The organism is Desmonostoc muscorum LEGE 12446, from assembly GCF_015207005.2.
Classification (GTDB): domain Bacteria; phylum Cyanobacteriota; class Cyanobacteriia; order Cyanobacteriales; family Nostocaceae; genus Nostoc; species Nostoc muscorum.
In genome coordinates this window covers 6334591-6359333 of the sequence record NZ_JADEXS020000001.1, presented here as the reverse complement: position 1 = coordinate 6359333, position 24743 = coordinate 6334591, and the positions used below count along the sequence as shown (strand labels likewise).

Annotated in this window: 10 protein-coding genes; all 10 read left to right on the top strand. The window is 36.0% G+C overall.

Annotated elements, in window-relative coordinates:
* Nucleotides 1-38 precede the first annotated feature (38 nt).
* Nucleotides 39-1270 (top strand): ISAzo13 family transposase gene (locus IQ276_RS26720; protein ID WP_193917262.1). Its coding sequence is split into 2 segments (ribosomal slippage): nucleotides 39-519 and nucleotides 519-1270, totalling 1233 coding nucleotides; the frame shifts between segments, so codons are not numbered across the junction.
* Nucleotides 1271-1473: 203 nt separating this feature from the next.
* On the top strand, nucleotides 1474-2802 hold the full coding sequence (locus IQ276_RS26715) for a condensation domain-containing protein (protein WP_193917260.1): 1329 nt from the start codon (nucleotides 1474-1476) through the stop codon (nucleotides 2800-2802).
* Nucleotides 2799-4202 carry a condensation domain-containing protein gene (locus tag IQ276_RS26710; protein ID WP_193917255.1) on the top strand — a complete coding sequence of 468 codons (1404 nt, stop codon included), beginning with the start codon at nucleotides 2799-2801 and terminating at the stop codon, nucleotides 4200-4202. The genes IQ276_RS26715 and IQ276_RS26710 overlap by 4 nt, the downstream gene beginning before the upstream one ends.
* Nucleotides 4203-4213: 11 nt before the next feature.
* The gene (locus tag IQ276_RS26705; RefSeq protein WP_193917253.1) at nucleotides 4214-5095 is read left to right on the top strand and encodes a cupin-like domain-containing protein; all 882 of its coding nucleotides are present in this window, start codon (nucleotides 4214-4216) and stop codon (nucleotides 5093-5095) included.
* A 40-nt stretch (nucleotides 5096-5135) separates the two neighbouring features.
* On the top strand, nucleotides 5136-6392 hold the full coding sequence (gene ectB, locus IQ276_RS26700; RefSeq protein ID WP_193917251.1) for a diaminobutyrate--2-oxoglutarate transaminase: 1257 nt from the start codon (nucleotides 5136-5138) through the stop codon (nucleotides 6390-6392).
* Nucleotides 6393-6441: 49 nt separating this feature from the next.
* Nucleotides 6442-9207: a non-ribosomal peptide synthetase gene (locus tag IQ276_RS26695; protein WP_235116000.1), complete on the top strand. Its 2766-nt coding sequence runs from the start codon at nucleotides 6442-6444 to the stop codon at nucleotides 9205-9207.
* A gap of 21 nt (nucleotides 9208-9228) precedes the next feature.
* Nucleotides 9229-13881 carry a type I polyketide synthase gene (locus IQ276_RS26690; RefSeq protein ID WP_193920613.1) on the top strand — a complete coding sequence of 1551 codons (4653 nt, stop codon included), beginning with the start codon at nucleotides 9229-9231 and terminating at the stop codon, nucleotides 13879-13881.
* A gap of 35 nt (nucleotides 13882-13916) precedes the next feature.
* Nucleotides 13917-15572 (top strand): pyridoxal-dependent aspartate 1-decarboxylase PanP, encoded by a 1656-nt coding sequence (gene panP, locus IQ276_RS26685; protein ID WP_193920611.1) that lies wholly within the window; start codon nucleotides 13917-13919, stop codon nucleotides 15570-15572.
* A 135-nt stretch (nucleotides 15573-15707) separates the two neighbouring features.
* Nucleotides 15708-20057 (top strand): type I polyketide synthase, encoded by a 4350-nt coding sequence (locus IQ276_RS26680; protein WP_235115999.1) that lies wholly within the window; start codon nucleotides 15708-15710, stop codon nucleotides 20055-20057.
* Nucleotides 20058-20090: 33 nt separating this feature from the next.
* Nucleotides 20091-24677 (top strand): type I polyketide synthase, encoded by a 4587-nt coding sequence (locus IQ276_RS26675; RefSeq protein ID WP_193918989.1) that lies wholly within the window; start codon nucleotides 20091-20093, stop codon nucleotides 24675-24677.
* Nucleotides 24678-24743: the final 66 nt, after the last annotated feature.

Sequence of the window (24743 nt, the reverse complement as noted above, 5' to 3'; positions counted from 1 at the left end):
AATAATGATTGAGTTTTTGAGTGTGGCAACTGGTGACTATAGTATTAACTGATTCTCTTAAAAAGTTGTTGATTGAAACTGCATCTCAATTAAAAGGTGCTGAAAAGCGTAAATTTATGGCACAGACAGTTCAGGGCTTAGGTTTAGGAGGGCAAAGGCTTGCACAATCAGAACTAGGATGGAATAGAGACACAATTCGGAAAGGGACAAGAGAATTAAAAAGCGGTATTACTTGTGTTGATAACATGAGTGGCAAAGGACGTTATAAAGCAGAAGAACACCTACCAAATCTTTTAGAAGATATAAAAAATTTAGTTGACTTTTATAGTCAAACAGATCCGAGTTTTAAAAGTCAAAGACTATATACTAGACTCAGTGCAGCCGAAGTCAGAAAGCAATTAATCGAAAAGTATGGTTACAGCGATGAAAAGTTACATACATCAGAAACAATTCGAGTCAAATTAAATAATTTAGGTTACAAGCTCAGAAGGGTAAAGAAAGTTCAACCTCAAAAAAAATTCCACAAACTGATGCAATCTTTGAGCAATTAGACATTGTAAATAAAGATGCTTCAGAAGATAAGAGTGTTTTACGTCTAAGCATGGACGGAAAAGCCCGTGTTAAGATCGGCTCATTTGACCGAGGGGGTAAAAGCAGGGATGGAGCGAAGGCTGACGACCATGATTATAATCCGAAGACAACTGTAACTCCTTATGGTATCTTTCTTCCAGAGCTTGATGAGCTATTTTTATACTTTACGGAATCGAAAGCTACAAGCGATTTTATTGTTGATATTCTAGAAGATTTTTGGTTAGAAGAAAAGCATCGTTTTTCTGATATTCAAACCCTACTTCTCAATCAAGATAACGGGCCACAGAATAGCTCACGGCGTACTCAATTTATGAAACGTATAGTAGAGTTTGTGCAAAAACATCAAGTAAATATACGTTTAGCTTACTATCCGCCCTATCATAGTAAATATAATCCGATAGAAAGGACGTGGGCAGTACTAGAAAATCACTGGAATGGTAGCATTTTAGATGAACTAGAAACGGCTCTAAATTTTGCCAGCACTATGACATGGAACGGGAAACATCCAGTCGTTAAGTTAGTACACGAAACTTATGAGAATGGGGTCAAGCTTACAAAAAAAGCTATGGCTCAAATTGAAAAACAGATTGAGCGGCTAACCGATTCTACTCATGAAGTTTTCCCAAATTTAGGTAATTGGTTTATTGATATTTGTTGTAGTAAAACAAAAGTTATTTGATTTTAATAACAGCATTTATTTAGCTACAAAACATACTAATCCTACACTGTTTAACTTTAAAATAGATGACAAGTGTATAGATTCTTCATGCATAGATGATCGGGAGAAAAGGGGTTGCCGAGGGCAACCCCTTTTCTCCCCCCCCCCTTAAAATGATTATCATTCTTGAGAAAACATATTTCTTGTTTTTCTTGGAATAATTTATTCTTTGGAAGTCCCTAAGATATGTAATTGAATATCACGATGTTTTTCATCTACATTTTATTCAAGAAAAATCTGGTTTACGGCAAATTAAAGCTCATAATAGTGATATAATAGTATACGAGCATGTGGATTTGTCTTCAATTTCACAAAATGAGCAAAAACATGCTTTAGAGTCTGCAATTACAGAAGTACAAAGTAGCTTTCACTTAAGTGAAACTCCGCTGGTAAAAGTTGCTTTTATTAAATTGCGATCGCCACAGAATAGCTACCTACTAATTAATATCCACCATCTTTTAGTAGACGCTGTTTCTTGGCAGATGTTGCTAGAAGATTTACAAACAGCTTATCAGCAACTCAGTCAAGATAAAGCAATACATTTATCTGATAAAACCACTTCATTCAAGCAGTGGGCAGAGTGTATCCAAAAGTATGCTCAGACTTCAGAAATGATGCAGGAAGAAGACTACTGGTTAGCAAAAGCTCAAATACCTTTTTACAGCTTACCTGTTGACTTTTCTGGCGATGAAAATACAGTAGCTAATGCTGATATCGTATCAATTTCTCTAGATAAAAAAGCAACCCAAGCCTTATTAAACAATGTCAATAAGGCTTACAACACCCAAATAAACGATGTTCTACTAACAGCCTTAGTGCAAGCTTTTGCAAAGTGGACAGGAGAGTGGCAATTATGGGTAGATGTTGAAGATAATGGTCGGGATATCATCTTTAAAGATTTCAATGATGTATCCTTCTCTCGTACAGTTGGTTTATTGACAACACGCTTTCCAGTAATTTTAGATATTACAGAAGCTGGTGATTTAGGAAGTGTGTTGATAGCAATCAAAGAGTTTTTACGCAGTATTCCCAATAAAGGTATTGGATACGATATACTGCGCTATATAATCAGTGATCCAGAAATAAATTCCAAGTTCAAATATTTTCCCCAACCGCAGGTAAGTTTTAATTACTTAGGTAATTTTAGCTCTGTCATATCACAGTCATCTTTATTTGATTTAACTAGTCAGTCTTTTAAACTCAGTCAAGATGCAAGTGCAAATCGATTTTATTTACTAGAAATCAACGGAATTATTATCCAAGATAAACTGCAACTTAATTGGATTTATAGCACAGCAGTTCATCGTCGAGAAACAATTGAAACTTTAGCCACTAGCTTCATTGCAGCTATACGAAGCATCATTGACCACTGTCAGTCATTGTCAGCAGAAAAATATACACCCTCTGACTTTCCCAGAGCCAATTTGAGTCAACAAAGTCTAGATAAATTTCTGGCAAAAATTAACCGATTAGGTGAGAAAAAAGCACAATGAAACCAGAAAATGTAGAGGATATATATGAGCTTACACCCGTCCAAAAGGGAATGCTTTTCCACTGTTTGTATGCAAGAGAGTCAGCATTATATTTCTTTCACCATACCTTAACTTTACATGGTCATCCAAATATAGAAGCTTTTGAACAAGCATGGCAGCAAGTTGTAGATAGACATACAATTTTGCGTACAGGTTTTTATTGGGAAGACATTGATAATCCATTACAAGTTGTCTATAAACAAGTAAAAATTAGTCTAAATCAATATGATTGGCGTGGTATTGAGCAAGCAGAACAACAAGAGCGATTGAAAGAATTTTTAGAGAGCGATCGCCAATTATGTTTTGATTTTTCCCAACCATGTTTAATGCGTCTATCCTTAATTCGTATTGCTGATAATTACTATGAATTTATTTGGAGCAATCATCATATAATTATAGACGGGTGGACAACTCCAATAATATTAGAAGAATGCTTACAGATTTACGCAGCACTTTGCGAATCCAAAGAAGCTAATTTACCGCCAGCCCGGCCTTTTAGGAATTATATCGACTGGTTACAGCAACAAAATATAGCTAAGACCGAAAGTTTTTGGCGGCAAGCACTACAAGGAGTAAAAGCACCAACTCCCCTAACTTATATAGAAAATAACCAATTACCTGACCAAAAAGAAAGGTATGATGAAGAAAAAATTCAATTATCAGAAGCAACTACAAAAGCACTTCTATCTTTTGCTGCAAAAAATCGTCTAACTCTTGCCACATTAGTTCATGGAATTTGGTCTATTCTCCTGGGTCGTTATACTCGTCGTGACAACATTACCTATGGATGTACTGTTACAGGAAGACCAGTAGACTTAGCCGAAGTAGATTCAATGGTCGGTATGTTTATCAATACATTACCAATTAATGTCAAGTTAAATACTGACCAACAAGTATTGTCATGGCTACAACATTTTCAGACCCAATTAGTAGAAGCACGTCATCATGAATATACTCCACTAACACAAATTCAAGGCTGGAGTGAAGTACCCCGAAATTTACCATTGTTTGAAACAATTGTTGTAGTTGAGAACCTTCCAGTCAGTCAATTTGTTAGAAACTGGAAAGGAAATATAGAATTTGAACCGACTGGAACTTATTATAGGAACAACTATCCGTTGAATTTAGTTATCTATCCAGAATCGGAAATTATAGTAGCAATTTCATACAATGCTTCTAGATTTGATATTGCTACAATTACTGGGATAATTAGAGATTTTCAAGTACTCCTACAAGAAATAATCAATCATCCTGATGTTCCAATTAAGGAATTATCACTTTCCACGCCACAACAACAGCAAATATCAACTGCTTTAGAAAAACAAGCTTCATTTAATTGGGAACTAGTTCCGACAGTTTAAAGGATTAAAGTATGATTGTTTCATCTGCAATAGAAAGAAGGTATAAACTCTCAAGTGATGAATTTAAGAATAATTATGTTGAACTAGGTAGACCAGTCATAATTTCCGGAGTAGTATCTAACTGGAACGGCTTTGATAAATGGTCTTTAAAATACCTCAATAATTTATCTCCTGACCTAAATATTTATGCTAAAAAATTTAGCAATAAACAAATCGAGATATGTCGTTTGACAATGAGAAAATATATAGAATTAATAGAAAATTATGAAAAAGATGCTAAAAATCATCCTCTACCGCCATATTGCCATGATCTACCTTTATTTAGCTTAATACCTTCACTAATAGAAGATGTTAAACCATTTCCATTTGAATATTTACCAAAATGGTATCGGTATAAGTGGTGGCGTTACTGCCAATTTTTCTTAGGTTCTTCTAATAGTATTACACCACTACATTTTGATTGCCTTCTGACTAACAATATTTTTTTCCAAATTGTTGGACGCAAACAATTTACTATCTTATTACCTGAAGATGCTAAATATTGTTATCGCCAAGGCTGGAGATGGTTTCTTGTTAATCCAGAAAATCCAGATTTCAATAAATATCCTGACTACAAAAACGCCAGACCGATTAAATTTATTGTCAATCCTGGAGAGATTTTATATATGCCTCCTGGAACGCTGCATCATGTTAGGAGTTTAGATATGTCGATTTCTTTTAATATCGATTGGCATACTCAAAAAACTTCACTAACGGCTCTAGCAGCTATAAAAAAAGGAATGCCAGTTCCAAACTTATACTATAACTGGTTATTAACGATGGGCTTAGTATTTAAAGTACCTCCTCAGATAATTTTTAAATTCTATAAATCTTATCTTAATTATGTTTCCTAAAAAGAATAAGCTCCGTTTGTAATTCCAATACAAAAATCTCATGAACATATTTGAAAAGCGTGAATCTAACGTCAGAAGCTATTGCCATAATTTTCCGGATATCTTTCATAGAGCTAAAGGTTCTATAATTTATTCAGAATCAGGGAAAGAATATCTTGATTTTTTTGCAGGAGCAGGGGCTTTAAATTATGGACATAATCATGACTATATAAAACAAAAAGTTATTTCATATTTAGATGCCGATGGAATTGCACACGGATTGGATATGTATACTTCGGCAAAAGAAAAGTTTTTAGCCAAGTTTGATGAGGTAGTACTCAGTTCCAAAAAACTAGATTATCGCATTCAATTTTGCGGCCCAACAGGAACAAATGCTGTGGAAGCTGCTTTAAAATTAGCCAGAAAAGTTAAGCAAAGACCGGGTATATTCTCATTCATGGGAGCATATCATGGAATGACTTTGGGCAGCCTATCAATTAGTGGTAATACCGGAATTCGAGCAGGTGCAATTGGGACATCAAGTAATGTAACATTTATACCTTATCCTTATGGATTCATGGAAAGTTTTGACACAATAGAATATATACAATCGGTTTTAAATGACATTAATTCTGGAATTGAAAAACCAGCAGCAATAATCTTTGAAACGGTGCAAGCGGAAGGTGGAGTTATTGTGGCTCCCACTGAATGGATGCAAAGATTAAGAAAGTTGTGTGATGAAAATGATATCTTATTAATCTGCGATGATATTCAAGTAGGCTGCGGTCGAACTGGGTCTTTCTTTTCTTTTGAAAGAGCAGACATCGTTCCCGATATGGTAGTACTCTCTAAATCAATTAGCGGGTATGGGTTTCCCATGTCACTATTATTAATTAAACCAGAGTTGGATATTTGGAAACCAGGTGAACATAATGGTACTTTTAGAGGTAATCAATTAGCATTTATCGGAGCAACAGCGGCTCTGGAGTATCGAGAAAGTTATGATTTTGAACAGGATGTGAAAGTTAAAGAGCTTTTTTTGAAAAATTTTCTCACTCAAGAAATAGCATCAATTAGTGAAAAAATCGCAATTCGGGGAATTGGAATGATTTGGGGAATTGATGTGAAAAATTTAGGCGATCGCAATTTATCTCAACGTATCACATCCCGCTGTTTTGAACTAGGATTAATCATTGAAAAAGCAGGCAGAAATGATAGCGTAATTAAAATTTTGCCCCCTTTAGTAATTGATATGTCCAGTTTACAAAAGGGTTGTTCAATTATTAAAACAGCCTTCGATGAATGTATATCAAAATAGATTTACATACTAGCTAACTCGCCAAGCAATTGATTATTAGGAAAAAATTATGGGTATACATCTACAATCAAATGACACATTCTCTGAAAAAATTTATTGGATAAACAAACTCTCAGGGGAACTACCAGAAACAAATTTGATGTTGGACTATGTAAGACCTTTATTTTCCAGTGGTAAGAAAAAATCTCTGAGCTTTGATTTATCAAATGATTTATCTCAAGCAATCATTAAACTTGCTAAAGGTTCTTACTTTTCAATCTATTTAATACTTGTATCTGCATTGAAGATATTGCTGCCAAAATATACGCGAAACAATGATCTAATTCTTGGCATACCAGTACATGAGAAAATTGCGACAGATGACGTAAATAGCAAAGTAATTCCTTTGCGTACCCAAGTCGCACCTGAGCTTTCATTCAAAGATTTTGTTTTACGAGTTAAAGATGCTACCATAGCTGCTTACAGTCATCATAAATATGATTTTAATCAATTAATTAATTTATTAGAAATACCAACAATTCCTAATCGATGCCCAATTTTTGATATAGTAGTCTTACTAGAAAATATTCATCAGAAAACAAAGTTAAATCAACTCACTAATGACATCACAATTTCTTTTACAGTTAACGGTGAAAATATTAGTTTAAATATAGAATATAGTGAATATCTGTTTCAAGATAAAAATATCAAATTGATGAGCAGATGTTATGTTAATGTTCTTGAAAGTTGTCTGGACAACGTTAATGTTAAAATTTCTGATATTGTTTTCTTAAAAGACTCTGAACAAGAAATTTTATTAAAAAAATATAACAAGAATACTAAAGACTATCCACTTGAGCAACCAATAAATGAGTTATTTGAAAAGCAAGTATCTGAGACTCCAAACAATATAGCTGTCGTTCATGAACAAACAAAATTAACTTATCAAGAACTCAATCATCGAGCTAATCAGCTAGCTGCATTATTGCGGAAATTAGGAATTGGCAAAGGAGAGTTTATAGGGATTTTTAAAGACCGCGATATTAATTTTCTCATTGCTATCCTTGCTATCTACAAAGCAGGTGGAGCTTATGTACCTATTGATAGTACTTACCCAGCGAATCGAATTAAGTATATGCTGTCTAATAGCGAAGTGAGGTTTTTATTAACAGATTCTTCGTTATTAAATATTTTGTCATACTTAGTAGAAGATTGTTCACAATTATCATCTATTATTTGTTTAGATAGTTTGATCAATGATCAGACTGTGCTTGGCGATCGCCCTGGATTAAAGATATATAATAAATTAGATTTTGAACATTTACCAAGTGATAATATAAAATCTATTAATGATGCTACTGACCCAGCTTATATGCTCTATACTTCTGGGTCTACAGGATTACCAAAAGGGGCAATTGTCAGACATGATGGTGCAATTAATCATATTTATGCCCAATTCGATGAATTGCAATTAACAGAAGAATTTTGTTTTCTCCAAAGCGCTCCTTCTTCGACAGATATTTCCGTATGGCAATTTTTAGCACCGCTTTTAATTGGTGGCAAGACAGTAATAGTAGATGTAGAAACTGTTGCGATTCCTGATAAACTACTTAAAGTACTTCAATCAGAAAAAATTACAGTAGTTGAATTAGTACCAGCATTATTTGGCGGCTTACTTGAATATACTTTCCATCTGGAAATTCAGGAAAGAGAATTACCTCATCTGAAATGGATGATGGTTGTAGGAGAACCAGTATCAGTAAGTTGGGTAAATAAGTGGCTCCAGATATATCCTGAAATTAAAATTGTTAACGCTTATGGGCCTACCGAAGCTGCTGATGATATTACTCAGTTTATTGTTAACCAGCCTTTTGGTGAAAATCAGCGAACGGTGCCAATTGGTAAACCATTAGCTAACTTAAATCTCTACATTCTTGATGAGCAAATGCAACTATTACCTATTGGCGCTCCTGGAGAGATTTGTGTGTCGGGAATTGGTGTAGGTGCGGGGTATTGGAAAAATCAAGAAAAAACTAATTTAAGTTTTGTTCCCAACCCATTTCCTGATGCGAGGAAAAAGTTACCACCAAATCGCCAGGATTTAATCTATAAAACTGGAGATTTAGGCAGGTGGCTGCCTGATGGAAATATTGAATTCCTGGGACGGATTGACCATCAAGTAAAAATTCGTGGTTTCCGAGTTGAACTTGGCGAAATTGAGACATTTTTAAATCAACATCCGAATGTACGTGAAAATGTAGTAATAGTTCAAGAAGATGAACCGGGTAACTTGCTAATTGTTGCCTATGTAGTTCCGAAAATAGAACCAGTTCCTAGTATTAGTGAATTGCGTAATTTCTTAAAAGAAAAGTTACCTGACCACATGTTACCTTCTGCCTTTGTGATGCTAGAAAATCTGCCCCTAGCACCTAGCGGGAAGGTAGACCGGAAAGCTCTACCAAAACCAGATAATCTTCGCCCAGTACTAGAAACAGCTTACGTATTGCCGCGAAATGAGATGGAACACACGATTGCGGATATTTGGCAAAAAATCCTCAAGGTGGAGAAAGTCGGCATTCAAGATAACTTTTTTGACCTTGGCGGTCATTCACTAAATGTACTTCAAGTTTACAGCAAACTCCGAGAAATTTTTAAACCAGACTTAGCAATAACTGACTTGTTTAAATATCCAACAATCACTTCCATATCTAGATATTTAAGTCAAGAAGAAGATGATAGCTTTGAAAATCAAAGCAATGAATTAAATGAACAATTAGAAGCTGGTAAAGCTAGATTAAAGCAACGCTTTTTGCAAAAGAGACAACAAAATGTTTAACAGCAAGCAGTCAACTTAATTATGAAAGATTCAGAATATTTCAATAATACAACTGGTCTGGAAATAGCTATTATTGGCATGAGTGGCTGTTTTCCTGAAGCTGAAGATATCGAGCAATTTTGGCAAAATCTCCGAGACGGAGTAGAGTCAATCCACAGATTTATTGACCAAGAATTAAAAGATTTAGGTGTAGATGCGGCATTACTAGGTGACCCAAATTATGTGAAAGCAGAAGGTCTAGTCCAAGGTATAGATTTGTTTGATGCTTCATTCTTTGACTTTAGCCCTAGAGAAGCTGAAGTCATGGACCCTTCACTGCGTTTTTTCTTAGAGCATTCATGGAAAGCACTTGAGAATGCTGGCTATAGTTCACAGATATATAAAAAACCTATTGGAGTTTACGCTGGTACAAGTTTTGGCAGTTACCTACTTAATATTTATTCTAATTATGATCTGATAGCCTCTGTGGGTGATAAGCAAATAGAAAAAGCAACTTCTCCAGATTACGTGACTACGCTTGTTTCTTATAAATTAAATTTGCAAGGCCCAAGTTATGCAGTTCAAACTACTTGTTCAAGTTCATTGGTTGCTGTACATTTAGCTTGCCAAAGTTTGCTGAGTGGTGAGTGTGATATTGCTTTAGCAGGAGGAGTTTCAATATCAACAGCAGACGGTTATTTATATCAAGAGGGAGGAATTGAATCTCCTGATGGACATTGCCGTGCTTTTGATGCTAAGGCTGCGGGAACCGTAAAAGGAAGAGGTTTAGGTCTTGTAGTTTTAAAACGGTTAGAAGAAGCGATCGCAGATGGAGATTGCATCCATGCTATTATCAAAGGCTCCGCTATTAATAATGATGGGTCAGATAAAGTTAGCTACACCGCACCCAGCGTCAATGGTCAAGCGAAGGTAATCAGAGCAGCTCAAGTGATGGCTGAAGTTGAACCCGATACTATTAGCTACATTGAAGCACATGGAACCGGAACTTCTTTAGGTGACCCTGTTGAAATCGCTGCGTTAACACAAGCTTTTCGTACTAAAACTCAGAAAAAAGGATTTTGTGGCATTGGTTCTGTAAAAACCAACATTGGGCATTTAGATGCAACTGCTGGTGTAGCAGGTTTAATTAAAACTGTTTTAGCCTTCAAACATAAACAAATTCCCCCCAGTTTAAACTTTGAAGAACCATCACCAAAAATTGATTTTGCCAATAGTCCTTTTTATGTAAATAATCAATTATCAGAGTGGAAAACAAACGGCACTCCTCGCCGTGCGGGTGTTAGTTCCTTTGGTTTTGGTGGGACAAATGCCCATATAATTTTAGAAGAAGCTCCCATCATTAAATCCTCTAGTCCTTCTCGAACTTGGCAATTATTACTACTTTCAGCTAAGACGAATACAGCACTAGAAACTGCTACAGAAAATCTAACTAATCATCTGCAAAATCATCTAGATGTAAATCTTGCGGATGTTGCTCATACTTTGCAAGTGGGTCGCTGGACTTTCAATCATCGCCGAATGGTAGTTTGTCAAAACCAAGAAGATGCAATTAACGCATTGCAAGATCCTCAAAGAGCTTTCACTTATTACCAAGAACCTTGTAATCGCTCCGTTGTGTTTATGTTTTCCGGACAAGGTTCACAATATGTAAATATGGGTCGAGAATTATATGAAAATGAAAGGGTATTTAAAGAGCAAATTGATTACTGCTGCAAACTGCTTAAACCTTACTTGGAAATAGACCTGCGTACAGTTCTTTATCCCAGCAAAGAAGAAGTTTTAGAAGCAACACAAAAATTACAGCAAACAGCAATTACTCAACCAGCGTTGTTTGTAATTGAATATGCTATGGCTAAGTTGTGGATGGCTTGGGGTGTGAGTCCAGAGGTAATGATTGGTCACAGTATCGGAGAGTATGTAGCTGCAACTATAGCGGGAGTTTTCGCTTTAGAAGATGCCTTGATGATAGTAGCAATGCGAGGAAAACTCATGCAAGAGTTGCCTGGTGGTGCTATGCTTTCGGTTCAGCTTCCAGAACAAAAAATACAACAATTGCTAGAAAAAGAAATCTCTTTAGCTGCGATTAATGCACCTTGTTCTTGTGTAGTGTCTGGTTCACAAGAAGCAATAGATAAATTGCAAGAAAAGCTAGAACAAATAGGTGTTAATTGTAGGCGTTTGCATACATCTCACGCCTTTCATTCCGAAATGATGTCACCCATCATTGAGACTTTCACTCAGTTATTAGAAAAAGTAAAACTTCATACTCCAAAAATTCTTTTTATATCCAATATTAGTGGAACTTGGATTACTGCAACTCAAGCAACAAATCCTAAATACTGGGCAAGGCATTTAAGGCAACCAGTATGCTTTAATTTAGGCATTTCTGAGTTGTTGAAACAGCCAGAGCGAATATTGTTAGAAGTTGGACCGGGGCGGACGCTAAGTAGTTTGGCTAAACAACATCAAACAGATGTAATAACATTAACATCTATAAGACATCCTCAAGAGCAGCAATCAGATGTAGGGTTTTTAGTTAATACCTTGGGTAGGCTTTGGTTAGTTGGAATTAAAATTGATTGGTCTGGTTTTTATGCACATGAAAAGCGTCATCGCCTACCTTTACCTACTTATCCCTTTGAGCGTCAGCGTTATTGGATTGAAGTAAATCGAAATGCCACCTTGGCAATGATGTCGCCCAAAACTTCAGATAAAAAGCCAGATATTGCTGACTGGTTTTATGTTCCTCGCTGGAAAGAATCTACACCAGTTGAGGTATTTCAACACGAAAAACTGCTAAAAGAAAAGTTAAGTTGGTTAATTTTTGTTGATAGTTATGGAGTAGGAGCCGAAATTGCCGAACGACTCAAACAACAGAGTCAAGATGTGATTTTTGTGAGGGTTGGAGATAAATTTGCTAAACTTGATGACTTTAGTTATACAATCAATCCCCAACAAAGAGATGACTATGATAGTTTATTTAAAGCACTGCAAGAACAGAATTGGATTAGCCAAGCGATCATCGCACATTTCTGGAGCGTAACTCCTAACGATATTTTACCCAGTCATGAGCTAGACCCACAAAGACAATATCAGTTTTTTGAAGATTGTCAAAATATTGGTTTTGATAGTCTCCTGTTTCTAGCACAAGCCTTGGCAAAACAGAATATCATTGACCCAATAAAGTTGATGGTTGTCACGAGTAATCTACATGATATCACTGGTAGCGAAAATTTATGTCCTGAAAAAGCAACTATATTAGGACCATGCAATGTAATTCCACAAGAATATCTCAACATAACTTGCTGTTGCTTTGATATCGTACTTCCAGACTCTAGAACTAAGCCATCACCAACACTAATAGACTCGCTGCTTGCAGAATTTACAGCACCAATAACCGACAACTTAATTGCTTATCGTGGCAATCATCGTTGGATTAAAACTTATGAAGCTGTACATTTAGATGAAAGTATTATCAGCAAAACTAAGTTGAGGACAGGGGGTGTTTATCTCATCACTGGTGGACTTGGCCGCATTGGTTTAGCAATGTCAGAATACTTAGCAAAAACAGTGCAGGCTAAGCTAATTTTAATCGGCAGAAAAGGGATACCAGAAAAACATCAATGGTCTGAATGGTTACTAAATCATGATGAATCCAATGAAGTTAGCCAAAAGCTGAAAAAAGTGATGATGCTTGAGGAATTGGGTGCTGAAGTACAAGCGATTAGTGCGGATGTAGCTAATGAACAACAAATGCAAAAAGCTATAGAATTAGCTAAAGAACGCTTTGGTGAAATTCATGGCGTCATCCACACAGCAGGAATTAATGACGATGCCTATTACACTATTGAAGAAAGTTCTAAAACTCAAAGTCAATCACAATTTGTTCCAAAAGTATATGGGCTATTTGTTTTAGAAAAAGTTTTGCAAGGTCAAAAGCTAGATTTTTGTTTATTGACATCTTCATCATCATCTGTTTTAGGAGGTTTAGGGTTAACTTCGTATTCTGCTGCTAATATTTTTATGGATGCCTATGCTCACAAGCATAACCAGATAAATTTCTTTCCTTGTATTAGTGTGAACTGGGATACTTGGCAATCTCAAGAAGATGATATCCAAGACCTGACTGTAGGAGTAACGTTAGAAAAATTACGCATGACATGGAAAGAAGGTATAGATGTTTTTAGGCGTGTATTATGTTTAACTAAAACTCCTCAGATTGTTGTTTCTGCGGGAGAATTACAACCCAGAATTGAGCAATGGATCAAACGAGAATTTTTACAAAATAATGCAGATAGTTTATCACTCCATTCCAGAGCAAACTTACAAAACGAGTATGTTCCAGCTAGTAATAAAGTAGAGCAAATAGTTGCGACAACTTGGCAAAAGGTTCTAGGAATTGAAAAGATTGGTATTTATGATAACTTCTTTGATTTGGGAGGTAGTTCTTTAATCGGTGTTGAGGTTATCTCACAGTTACAAAAAGAATTAAATACCCATATTCCGATAATCAGCATTTATGAAAGACCAACTATCAGTTCACTTGCTGAGTTTTTAACTAGCGATGAAGAAGCTATTTTGCAAAAAGAGTCTCACCGCCCTCAAGTAAGGTCTGCTTCAATTAAGCGTCGCAAAGAAGCTAGACAAAATCACCGCAGAGCAAGTCAAAAGTAAAAATTTAAAATAACAAATTCTTTGTGGAGTATAAAATGGCATTAAGTCAGCAAAGACAAGAAAAAACTCAGCAAAATTTCTTTTTGAAGAATGAGCTAACACCACAGTATGCAGTTGCAAATGAAGTGATGCAATTATTTGCACCATCTAATAAATTAGTCTCTATAGAAGCTAATATGGCTGTTGAGACTGACGCCTTGGTTGATAGTTTTTTAAATACCATTAACACTAATTCAGATATTGAATTTAATTCATTAATAGAAACATTTGCTGATAGTCAAGTTCCCACTAATCCTGCTGATTATGATAGTTATCTGGAATATTTAGCAAATAATGTTATTAATCATTCAATACATACATCTTCACCCCGGTTTATAGGTCACATGACCTCTGCATTACCCTGTTTTGTACGACCTCTTGCAAAACTGATGACAGCAATGAACCAGAATGTTGTCAAAATAGAAACAGCCAAAGCTTTTAGTCCATACGAGCGTCAGGCTTTGGCAATGATCCATAGATTAATTTATAACTTTTCTGACGAATTTTATAGCGAGCATGTCCAAAATAGCCAAAGCACTTTAGGCATATTGGTTTCCGGAGGTACCGCAGCAAACATTATTGCATTATGGTGTGCGCGTAATAAATCTTTGGGTGCAAAAAAGAGTTTTCCAGGTGTAGAAAAGGCAGGTTTAGCAGCAGCTTTAGATTACTATGGTTATCAAGGAGCGGTGGTAATTGGCTCTGAATTGATGCATTATTCTTTTGAAAAAGCAGCAGATTTATTAGGCATAGGTACGCATGGTTTGATTAAAATTCCTACTAATGGTAATAACCAAGTGGATTTATCAGCCCTACGTCAAGCTGTTGCAGATTGTCAGAGCAAAAATTTGCATATTATTGCGATCGCTGGCGTTGCCGGTACTACAGATTCTGGTAATATAGACTCACTTTTAGATATTGCAGATATTGCCCAAGCTGCAAATGTTCATTTTCATGTAGATGCAGCTTGGGGTGGACCACTAATATTTTCCGAACAACATCGACAAAAACTTATTGGTATTGAACGGGCTGATTCAGTCACAATTGATGGACATAAACAGCTGTATTTACCTATGGGTATTGGTATGGTATTTATGCGCGAACCACACCTAGCTTCATCTATTGAAAAAAATGCTAGCTACACCATGCGTAAGGGTTCATTTGATTTAGGAAAACGCGCTTTAGAAGGTTCTCGTCCCGGTATGGCATTATTTTTACATGCTGGACTACATTTGATAGGGTTGAAAGGTTATGAATTTTTGATTGATGCAGGAATTGAGAAAACACAATATATGGCTGATTGTGTCAATAATATGCCGGAATTTGAGTTACTATCGGAACCGGATATAAATCTGCTTCTTTACCGTTATATTCCGGAGTCTTTAAGAGAACTTGCAGTTAAAAACCAATTAACAGAAACTGATAATCAACAAATTAATATATTTAATGAACGCCTGCAAAAAAGTCAACGCCAAGCTGGTCGTACTTTTATCTCGCGGACAACAAAAACAATTACCTGTTTAGAAAAAGAAATTTCTGTAACTGCGCTGCGTGCGGTAATTGCTAATCCACTGACTACTAAAGATGATATTGATGCAGTTTTAAATGACCAAATTCACATTGCTTTAGATTTAGAGATATCAGATTGTTGAGAAGCTACTCAGAGTCAAAATTTTTTATCTCACGCAGAGACGCAGAGGCGCAGAGAGGAAGACAAGAGCATGGTCTAAATAAATGAGAAATGGTGTAGTTGCTGATAAAAATAAGTGTAGTTAGGTATTTTTTTGATGAAGAATTATCAAGAATTTGACAATTTTGATGATAACGATGCAATAGCTATTATTGGCATAACTGGCCGCTTTCCAGGGGCAAACAACGTTGATAAGTTTTGGGAAAATTTGCGAGATGGAGTAGAATCAATTTCGCATTTTACAGATGAAGAACTGCAAACTACGGGTGTAGAACTAACTTTACTTAATGACCCAAATTATGTGAAAGTAGGTAGCTTCATAGAAGGGATTGAGTTATTTGATGCTGCATTTTTTGGATATACTCCCAGAGAAGCTGAAATCACAGATCCGCAGCATCGTCTGTTTTTAGAGTCTGCTTGGGAAGCTTTAGAATCTGCGGGCTATGATTCTGAATCTTACAAAGGTAAAATAGGGGTTTATGCTGGTGTCACTAACAGTAATTATTTATTTACAAATTTAGCTTCAAATAAAGAATTAATCGATTCGGTAGATGCTTTAAATATTTTTATTGGTAATGAAAAAGATAATTTAAGCACACAAACTTCTTACAAATTAAATCTTACCGGACCAAGTATAAATGTTCAGAATAACTGCTCTACATCATTAATAGCTGTACATTTAGCCTGTCAAAGTTTACTCAATGGAGAAAGTGATATAGCTTTGGCTGGTGGTGTTTCCATAGCCAAGTTACCCCAAAAATCTGGTTATCTGTATCAAGAGGGAGTTCTTCATTCCCCTGACGGACATTGCCGGACTTTTGATGCTAACGCTAAAGGAACAGTGTTTGGCGATGGTTTGGGAATTGTTGTGTTAAAAAGATTGGAGGATGCTATTGCTGATGGTGATTTTATTAATGCTGTAATTAAAGGTTCGGCTATCAATAATGATGGCTCTTTAAAAGTTGGTTTTACGGCGCCTAGTGTGAATGGTCAAAGAGAAGTAATTTCAGAAGCACTTGCTTTAGCTGATGTTGAAGCCGATACTATTTCTTATATTGAAGCTCATGGAACTGCAACTCCCTTGGGAGATCCGATTGAAATTAAGGCTCTCACACAAGCTTTTCGTGCTAGCACAAATCAAAAAAGTTTCTGCGCTATCGGTTCAGTAAAAACCAATATTGGGCATCTGGATACAGCAGCAGGTGTCACAGGTTTAATTAAAACAGTCCTGGCATTAAAACATCAACAAATACCCCCTAGTTTACATTTTGACAAACCAAATCCAGAGATAGATTTTGCTAACAGTCCCTTCTACGTCAACACCAAATTATCAGAGTGGAAAACTAACGGGTTACCTCGTAGAGCAGGTGTAAGTTCTTTTGGTGTTGGTGGAACTAATGCCCACGTAATATTACAAGAAGCTCCATTAATTGAGGAATCTAGTGCTTCTCGTCCTTGGCAGTTAATATTATTATCAGCTAAAACCAGCACCGCTTTAGAAGCTGCGGCAGCCAATTTAGCTACTTACCTCCAGCAACATCCAAATATTAACCTGGCTGATGTAGCTTACACCCTACAAGTAGGTCGTCGAGCTTTTGACCATCGACGTATGATAGTTTGTCAAGACTTGAATGACTCAGTTAAATTACTTCAAAATCACGAACAAGAACGTGTTTTTAACTATCATTTTAAACCAATTCGTTATCCTGTTATCTTCATATTTTCAGGAAAAGTATCGAATATCAGCCGAGAATTATATGAAGTTGAAGCAACATATCGGAAACATGTAGATAATTGTGCCGAAATTTTGCAACCCCACCTCGGTCTTGATATCCGCGATTTACTGTTTTCAGAGTCAGATAAAATTGCTGTACCTAGCCTCACCAATGCAGGATTATTTGTAATTGAGTACGCCCTAGCTGAGTTATTGATGTCATGGGGTGTGCTACCAGAAGCGATGATTGGTGAGGGTATTGGTGAATATGTAGCAGCTGCGATCGCAGGTGTATTTTCCTTAGAAGATGCCTTAGCAATTGTAGCAAATAAAGAACAATTACAAGGGCTAAAAAAAGTTAAACTAAATCCACCGCGAATTCGCTTTATTTCCAATTTAACTGGTAGTTGGATTACAGATGCACAAGCCACAAATCTTAATTATTGGTGTCAAAATTTACAACAAAATGGTAGATTATCTGATAGTATATCTCAAATTTTAGAGCAGTTTGAAGGTGTTTTTCTAGAGGTAGGACGGGAACAAAATTTAAGTAGATTAACTAAAGAACATTTAGATATCAATGTCAAACAACATGTACTGATCTGTTTATCTCAAAATCAACAATCAGATGTCAGCTTTTTGTTGCAGACATTGGGACAGTTGTGGCTTTTTGGTGTCAGTATAGATTGGTCAGAATTTTATAGCGAAGAACAACGTCATCGTTTACCTTTACCTACTTATCCTTTTGAACGGCAAAGGTATTGGATTGATGCGAAAAAGCCAGGAAAAGATAATAATCATAGTTCACTAGTTAAAAAACCTGATATAGCCGATTGGTTTTATATTCCTTTTTGGAAGCCTTCTTTACCGCCAGTGCAACTCGATAACCAAGAATTAGGAACTGAAAAATCTTGCACTTTGGTATTTATCGATGAGTGCGGCTTCGGTATCAACTTGGTCAAGCAACTAGAAAAACAAAACCAAGATGTAGTTACAGTTAAATTAGGTGACACCTTTACCATACTAGGCGAGTCTGAATATAGTATCAATCCAGAAAATCATCATGATTATGATGTTTTATTTGAAGAATTAATCAGAAAAAATAAGTTACCAAAAAACATACTTCATTTGTGGAATGTTACACCTGTCGTTGAGCAAAAAGTAGAGCTAGCCCAAATAAAGGGATTTTATAGTTTATTATTTATCGCCCAAGCTTTAGGAAGACGAGAAACTACTAATGATTTTGAAATCATAGTTATTTCTAATAACTTACAGCCAGTTACAGGAACTGAAGTGCTTTGTCCAGAAAAAGCAACTTTACTCGGCCCAGTTAAAGTTATTTCTCAAGAATATGCAAATATCAATTGCCGTAGTATTGATGTTATCCTTCCTTATAATGGCAGTTGGCAAGAAGAAAAACTGATAGAAAATTTACTTGCAGAACTGACAGTTGATAAATCGGAAAAGTTAATTGCTTATCGAGGTTTGAATCGTTGGGTGCAGAGTTTTGAGCCAGTGCGTTTTGAGAAAACTAAAATTGAAAAGCCTCGACTACGAGAAAGAGGAGTCTATTTAATTACAGGCGGACTCGGAGGTATCGGACTTGTTTTGGCAGAATATTTAGCTCGAACTGTACAAGCAAAATTACTGTTAGTAGGACGTTCTGCTTTACCCAACAAAGATGAATGGTCTCAATGGGTGTCTACTCATGATGAGACTGATAGAACTAGCTGTAAGATTCGCAAACTTCAAGAACTTGAAGACTTGGGTGCTGAAGTTTTGGCGATCGCGGCTGATGTCACCAACACAGAACAGATGCGAAGTGCGATCGTTCAAGCTAAACAACAATTTGGTCAACTCAATGGCGTTATCCACGCCGCTGGAGTTCCTGGAGGCGGTGCAATTCAACGAAAAACTCCAGAAGAAGCAGAAAGAATTCTGGCTCCCAAGGTAAAGGGAACAATAGTTATTGATGCAATTCTTAAAAACATTGAGTTAGATTTCTTTGTTTTAGTCTCATCAAATAGCTCAATTGTGGCGGAATTTGGACAAGTAGATTATTGCGCTGCAAATGCTTTTTTGGATGCTTATGCTCACTCTAATGGGGGAAAAGAAGGACGATTTCTTACAAGCATTAATTGGGATACTTGGCAAGAAGTTGGCATGGCAGTAAACACAGAATTACCCCAACGACTCCAAGAATTGCGATTAGAAAATCTTAAACAAGGTATATTACCTGATGAAGGTGTAGAAGTTTTTCTCAGAATTTTGGGAAATACAATCCCCCAAGTTGTAATATCTACGTCTGACTTATTGGATGTACTCAAACGTTATAATTATGACAACAAAATACCAGGATTAGATTTTTTAGAACCTGTCAATTCATCTAAATTAAAATATCCCCGACCTGAACTCAGTAATGATTATGTTGCGCCGCGAAATAAAAATGAGCAAAAACTAGTTGATATTTGGCAAGAAGTTATTGGAATTGAACGCATAGGAATTTATGATAACTTCTTTGAGCTTGGTGGTGATTCCCTCATAGGTATTCAACTTATTACCATCTTAAATAAGCAATTTGATTCAAATCTTTCTGTTGCCAAGCTGTATGAATGTCCAAATATAAGCTCTATGGCAAATATTTTTAATCCTGAAGAATCTGATAAAAATAGTTTTGAACAAAGGCTAAATAGAGGACAAAGAAGAAGACAGATAAAAATGCAAACTCACTAAAATACAAAGTTAATTTATCTGGTTAAGAAAGTCATGGAAGAATCAACAGTAAATCTAGATGTAGCAATAGTGGGAATGTCTGGTCGTTTCCCTGGTGCAAAGAATATCGATGAGTTTTGGCAGAATATCCAAAATAAAGTTGAATCTATTTCATTTTTCTCCAATCATGACTTAGTAGATTTAAATCTCGAAGAAGAAGTTTTAAACGACCAAAATTATGTTAAGGCAGCGCCTATACTACCAGATATTGAACATTTTGATGCTAGATTCTTTGGTTACAGTCCCAAAGAAGCCGAACTAATTGACCCCCAACATCGCCTATTCATACAATGTGCTTGGGAAGCTCTTGAAAACGCTGGATATGACCCAGAAACATACAATGGTTTGATTGGAGTTTATGGCGGTGTCAGCACAAACACTTACTTTTTTAACAATATATATAATAACGTTAATTCCAGGGTTATTTCCAACAACTATACTTTTAACAAAGATTTTTTGACCACAAATGTCTCATATAAATTAAATTTAAAAGGGCCAAGTGTAGGAGTCCAAACTTACTGCTCTACTTCATTAGTTGCCTTACACTTAGCTTGCAAAAGTCTACTTGACGAAGAGTGTGATATTGCATTAGCTGGTGGGGTTACAATTATAGTTCCACAAAAATCAGGTTATTACTATGAACAAGATGGAATTTTATCTCCTGATGGTCATTGTAGAGCCTTCGATGCTAAAGCACAGGGTACTCTTTTCGGCAGTGGACTTGGAATAATTGTATTAAAAAGATTAAAAGATGCCATAGCAGATAGAGATTACATTCATGCAGTTGTTAAAGGTTCAGCAATCAACAATGATGGCTCTTTAAAAGTTAGTTATACCGCACCTAGTGTAAATGGTCAGGCTGAAGTTATTGTAGAAGCTTTGGCAAATGCTGGAATAGATGCTGATGATATTTCTTATATAGAAACTCATGGAACTGGAACCGCTGCTGGAGATCCAGTGGAAATTGCCGCATTGACTAAGGCTTTTCGTGCTTTCACATCAAGAAATGGCTTCTGTGCTATCGGTTCAGTCAAGCCAAATATTGGACATTTAGATATAGCTGCTGGCATAGCAAGTCTAATTAAAACTGTACAAGCATTAAAATATAAAAAAATCCCTCCTAGCATCAATTTTGAAGTCCCCAATCCTGAGATTGATTTTGTAAATAGTCCCTTTTATGTTAATACTAAACTGACTGATTGGAAAACTAACAATACTCCCCGGAGAGCAGGAATTAGTTCCTTGGGTTTTGGTGGAACTAATGCCCATGTAATTCTGGAAGAAGCACCGGAAGTTAGACATGTTGATAAATCTAGACCTTGGCAATTAATCTTATTATCAGCCAAAACTAGTACAGCCTTAGAAAGTACAACTGGGAATTTATTAGCGTACTTTAAACAAAATCCAGAGATAAATTTAGCTAATGTTGCTCATACTTTACAAGTAGGTCGTAGGGCTTTCAACTATCGCCGAATGTTGGTGTGCCAAAATGTTCAAGATGCTGTCAATGTTTTAGAAACACAGCAGCAAGAACGAACTTTTACTGTATATCAAGAGCATAGAGAACAGCCTGTCATTTTCATGTTTTCTGGACAAGGGTCGCAATATGCAAATATGGGTCGAGAACTCTACGAAGTCGAACCGACATTTCGCAGACATGTAGATACTTGCGCGGAGATTTTGCAACCCCAACTCGGTCTTGATATCCGTGATTTATTGTTTCCCAAATCAGAACAAATTGATGCAGCTAACCAAAAATTACAACAAACAGCCTTCACCCAGCCAGCATTATTTGTAATTGAGTACGCCTTGGCTAAGTTATTGATGTCATGGGGTGTGCTACCTACCGCGATGATTGGTCACAGCATTGGGGAATATGTTGCAGCTGCGATCGCAGGTGTATTTTCCCTTGAAGATGCCCTATTCATTGTGGCAAAAAGGGGACAACTGATGCAGCAGTTACCGCCAGGGAGTATGCTAGCGATTCCGCTTCCAGAAAAAGAAGTGCGATCGCTAATTCCAAACTCTGTAGAAATCGCAGCAGTTAACAGCCGAACTTCATGCGTAGTTTCTGGAACAAAGGAAGCGATCGCCACGCTCAAAAATGAATTATCCTCTCAAGGAATTGAATATCGTTTGTTGCATACATCTCATGCTTTCCATTCTCAAATGATGTCGTCAATCTTAGAGGAATTTGTGCGATCGTTCAAAAAAATTAAACTGAATCCACCACGCATACGCTTTATTTCCAATGTAACTGGTACTTGGATTATAGATGCACAAGCCACAAATCCTAGCTATTGGAGCCAACATTTACGACAAACTGTGAAATTCTCCGATGGGATATCCCAACTTTTAAGACAACTTGAAGGTGTTTTCTTGGAAGTGGGACCAGGACGAACTTTAAGTACATTAACAAAACAACATTTAGATATCAATACTAAACAAAATGTCCTGACTTCTTTACCTCATGTGCAAGAGCAAAAATCCGATACGAGCTTTTTATTACAAACATTAGGTCAGTTGTGGCTTTTTGGTGTAAATATAGATTGGTCAGGATTTTATACCCATGAGCAACGTCATCGTTTACCTTTACCTCCCTATCCCTTTGAGCGACAAAGATACTGGATTGACCCTAAATATTCAGCGGTTTCTTTAAATAGCAAATTATCAACATTAGATAAGAAAGAAGATATTACCGACTGGTTTTATATTCCTTCATGGAGACGCTCTTTGCTAGCTCATTCATCCTCCGACCAAACAGAATCTAGGCAAAAAGAATGGTTATTTTTCGTAGATGATTACGGAGTGGCTCAAAAAACAATTAATGCATTAATAAATCAAGTTAAGAATGTAATTACTGTCAAGTATGGAGAAAATTTTAACAAAATAAATGAAGGCATTTATACAATTAATCCATCTATACAGAAAGACTATGATCTTCTGTTTACAGAATTAATTCAGTTAGATAAATTTCCCCAAAATATAGCTTATTTTATAAGTTTCAATAATCACTCAGGGAATTATTTAGAATTTCAAAATTTGCTTTTATTATCACAAAGTCTTAGTAAAGTAAAAACAGACCAAAGGTTACAACTTTGGGTTGTATCTAATCATATCCAAGAAGTCAATGGTAATGAAATTCTAGATCCAGAGGAAGCAACGGTATTAGGTTTATGTCAGGTAATTCCTCAAGAGTATCCTAATATAACTTGTCGAAGTATTGATATTGCTTTAACTAACTCAGTAATTAGAGAAGATGCAGAGAAAGAACAAAAAGATTATAACAATAACATTATTAACCAACTTTTAAATGAATTCAGTGCTGTATCCTCAGATTTAGTTGTCGCTTATCGTGGTTTATACCGTTGGGTACAAACTTTTGAGCCAATTCGTTTAACGCCAGTTGTTGAAGAAAAAACACCATTGAGAAAAGAGGGTGTTTACCTATTTACTGGTGGGTTAGAAAGTATTGAATTTGTGCTTGCAGAATATTTAGCTAAAAATCTGCAAGCAAAACTCGTATTCATTGAGGATTTAGATTTTCCAGAAAATGATGATTTGTTGCAGTGGGTTGAAACTCACACTCAAGAAGATAAAATAAGTTATAAAATCCAACAATTGCTAGCATTAAAGAAATTAGGCGCAAAAGTTTTGGTAATGCGTGCAGACAGAACTAATTATCAACACATGCATCAAATATTTACATCTGAGAATATCAAACAAATTAACGGGGTTATTATTTCAACTGGAATCAAGCGTGAACAAATATTTGGTTCAGTTCCAGAAATTAATAGGATAGAACTAGAAAAGCTACTTAAGTACCAATATCATCAGATTACTGTATTAGAACAAGTATTACAAAATATAAAATTAGATTTTTGTATCGTTTTCTCTTCTTTATCTTCTATTTTAGGAGGATTTGGTTTAGGTTTATATTCCGCAGCTAATCATTTCATAGATACCTTAATTAAAAAACATAACCAAAATAATTATTCGCCGTGGTACACTATAAACTGGGATAAATTAGAACTAAATTTTGATCAAAAACAAAAAAACCTCAAACAATTGCCTGGAGTAGAATTAGGCATTACTCCAACAGAAGCTATAGAAGTATTTAAAAGAATATTTTCTCTAGAACAAGGAACCCAAATTGTTGTTTCTACAGTAGACATCAAGGCTAGGCAGAATTATGCATTTCACCTTGATTATTTAGCAAATCCAAAATCTTCCAATCAATTAGATTCATCCCCGCGTTATTCCAGACCTCAACTGAATAATTCATATCTTGCTCCGACAAATGAGTTGGAAAAACAAATTACGCAAATATGGCAAGAGATACTTGGGATTGCAGAAGTTGGTATTTGCGACAACTTTTATGAATTAGGAGGAGACTCTCTCATTGCAACTCAATTGGTTTCTCGATTGCGCGCAAAATTTCCTATAGATTTACCACTGCGTGACCTTTTATCACAAGCCATGATACCAGTCAAACAGGCAGAAATGATAGAGCAACTTTTGTTAGAAAAAATAGAAGAATTATCCGAAGAAGAAGTAGAAGCTCTTTTAGCTAACAAATAAAGTTTCAAGCATACTCTTTCTCTCTGTGTCCTCTGTGCCTCTGCGGTTCGTTATTCTATTCAAAAC

Excerpts from the sequence above, each read along its gene's own strand:
- IQ276_RS26690 (WP_193920613.1), top strand. The coding sequence starts at position 9,229 with ATGAAAGATTCAGAATATTTCAATAATACAACTGGTCTGGAAATAGCT.
- ectB (WP_193917251.1), top strand. The coding sequence starts at position 5,136 with ATGAACATATTTGAAAAGCGTGAATCTAACGTCAGAAGCTATTGCCAT.
- IQ276_RS26680 (WP_235115999.1), top strand. The coding sequence starts at position 15,708 with ATGAAGAATTATCAAGAATTTGACAATTTTGATGATAACGATGCAATA.
- IQ276_RS26705 (WP_193917253.1), top strand. The coding sequence starts at position 4,214 with ATGATTGTTTCATCTGCAATAGAAAGAAGGTATAAACTCTCAAGTGAT.
- IQ276_RS26695 (WP_235116000.1), top strand. The coding sequence starts at position 6,442 with ATGGGTATACATCTACAATCAAATGACACATTCTCTGAAAAAATTTAT.
- IQ276_RS26710 (WP_193917255.1), top strand. The coding sequence starts at position 2,799 with ATGAAACCAGAAAATGTAGAGGATATATATGAGCTTACACCCGTCCAA.
- IQ276_RS26675 (WP_193918989.1), top strand. The coding sequence starts at position 20,091 with ATGGAAGAATCAACAGTAAATCTAGATGTAGCAATAGTGGGAATGTCT.
- panP (WP_193920611.1), top strand. The coding sequence starts at position 13,917 with ATGGCATTAAGTCAGCAAAGACAAGAAAAAACTCAGCAAAATTTCTTT.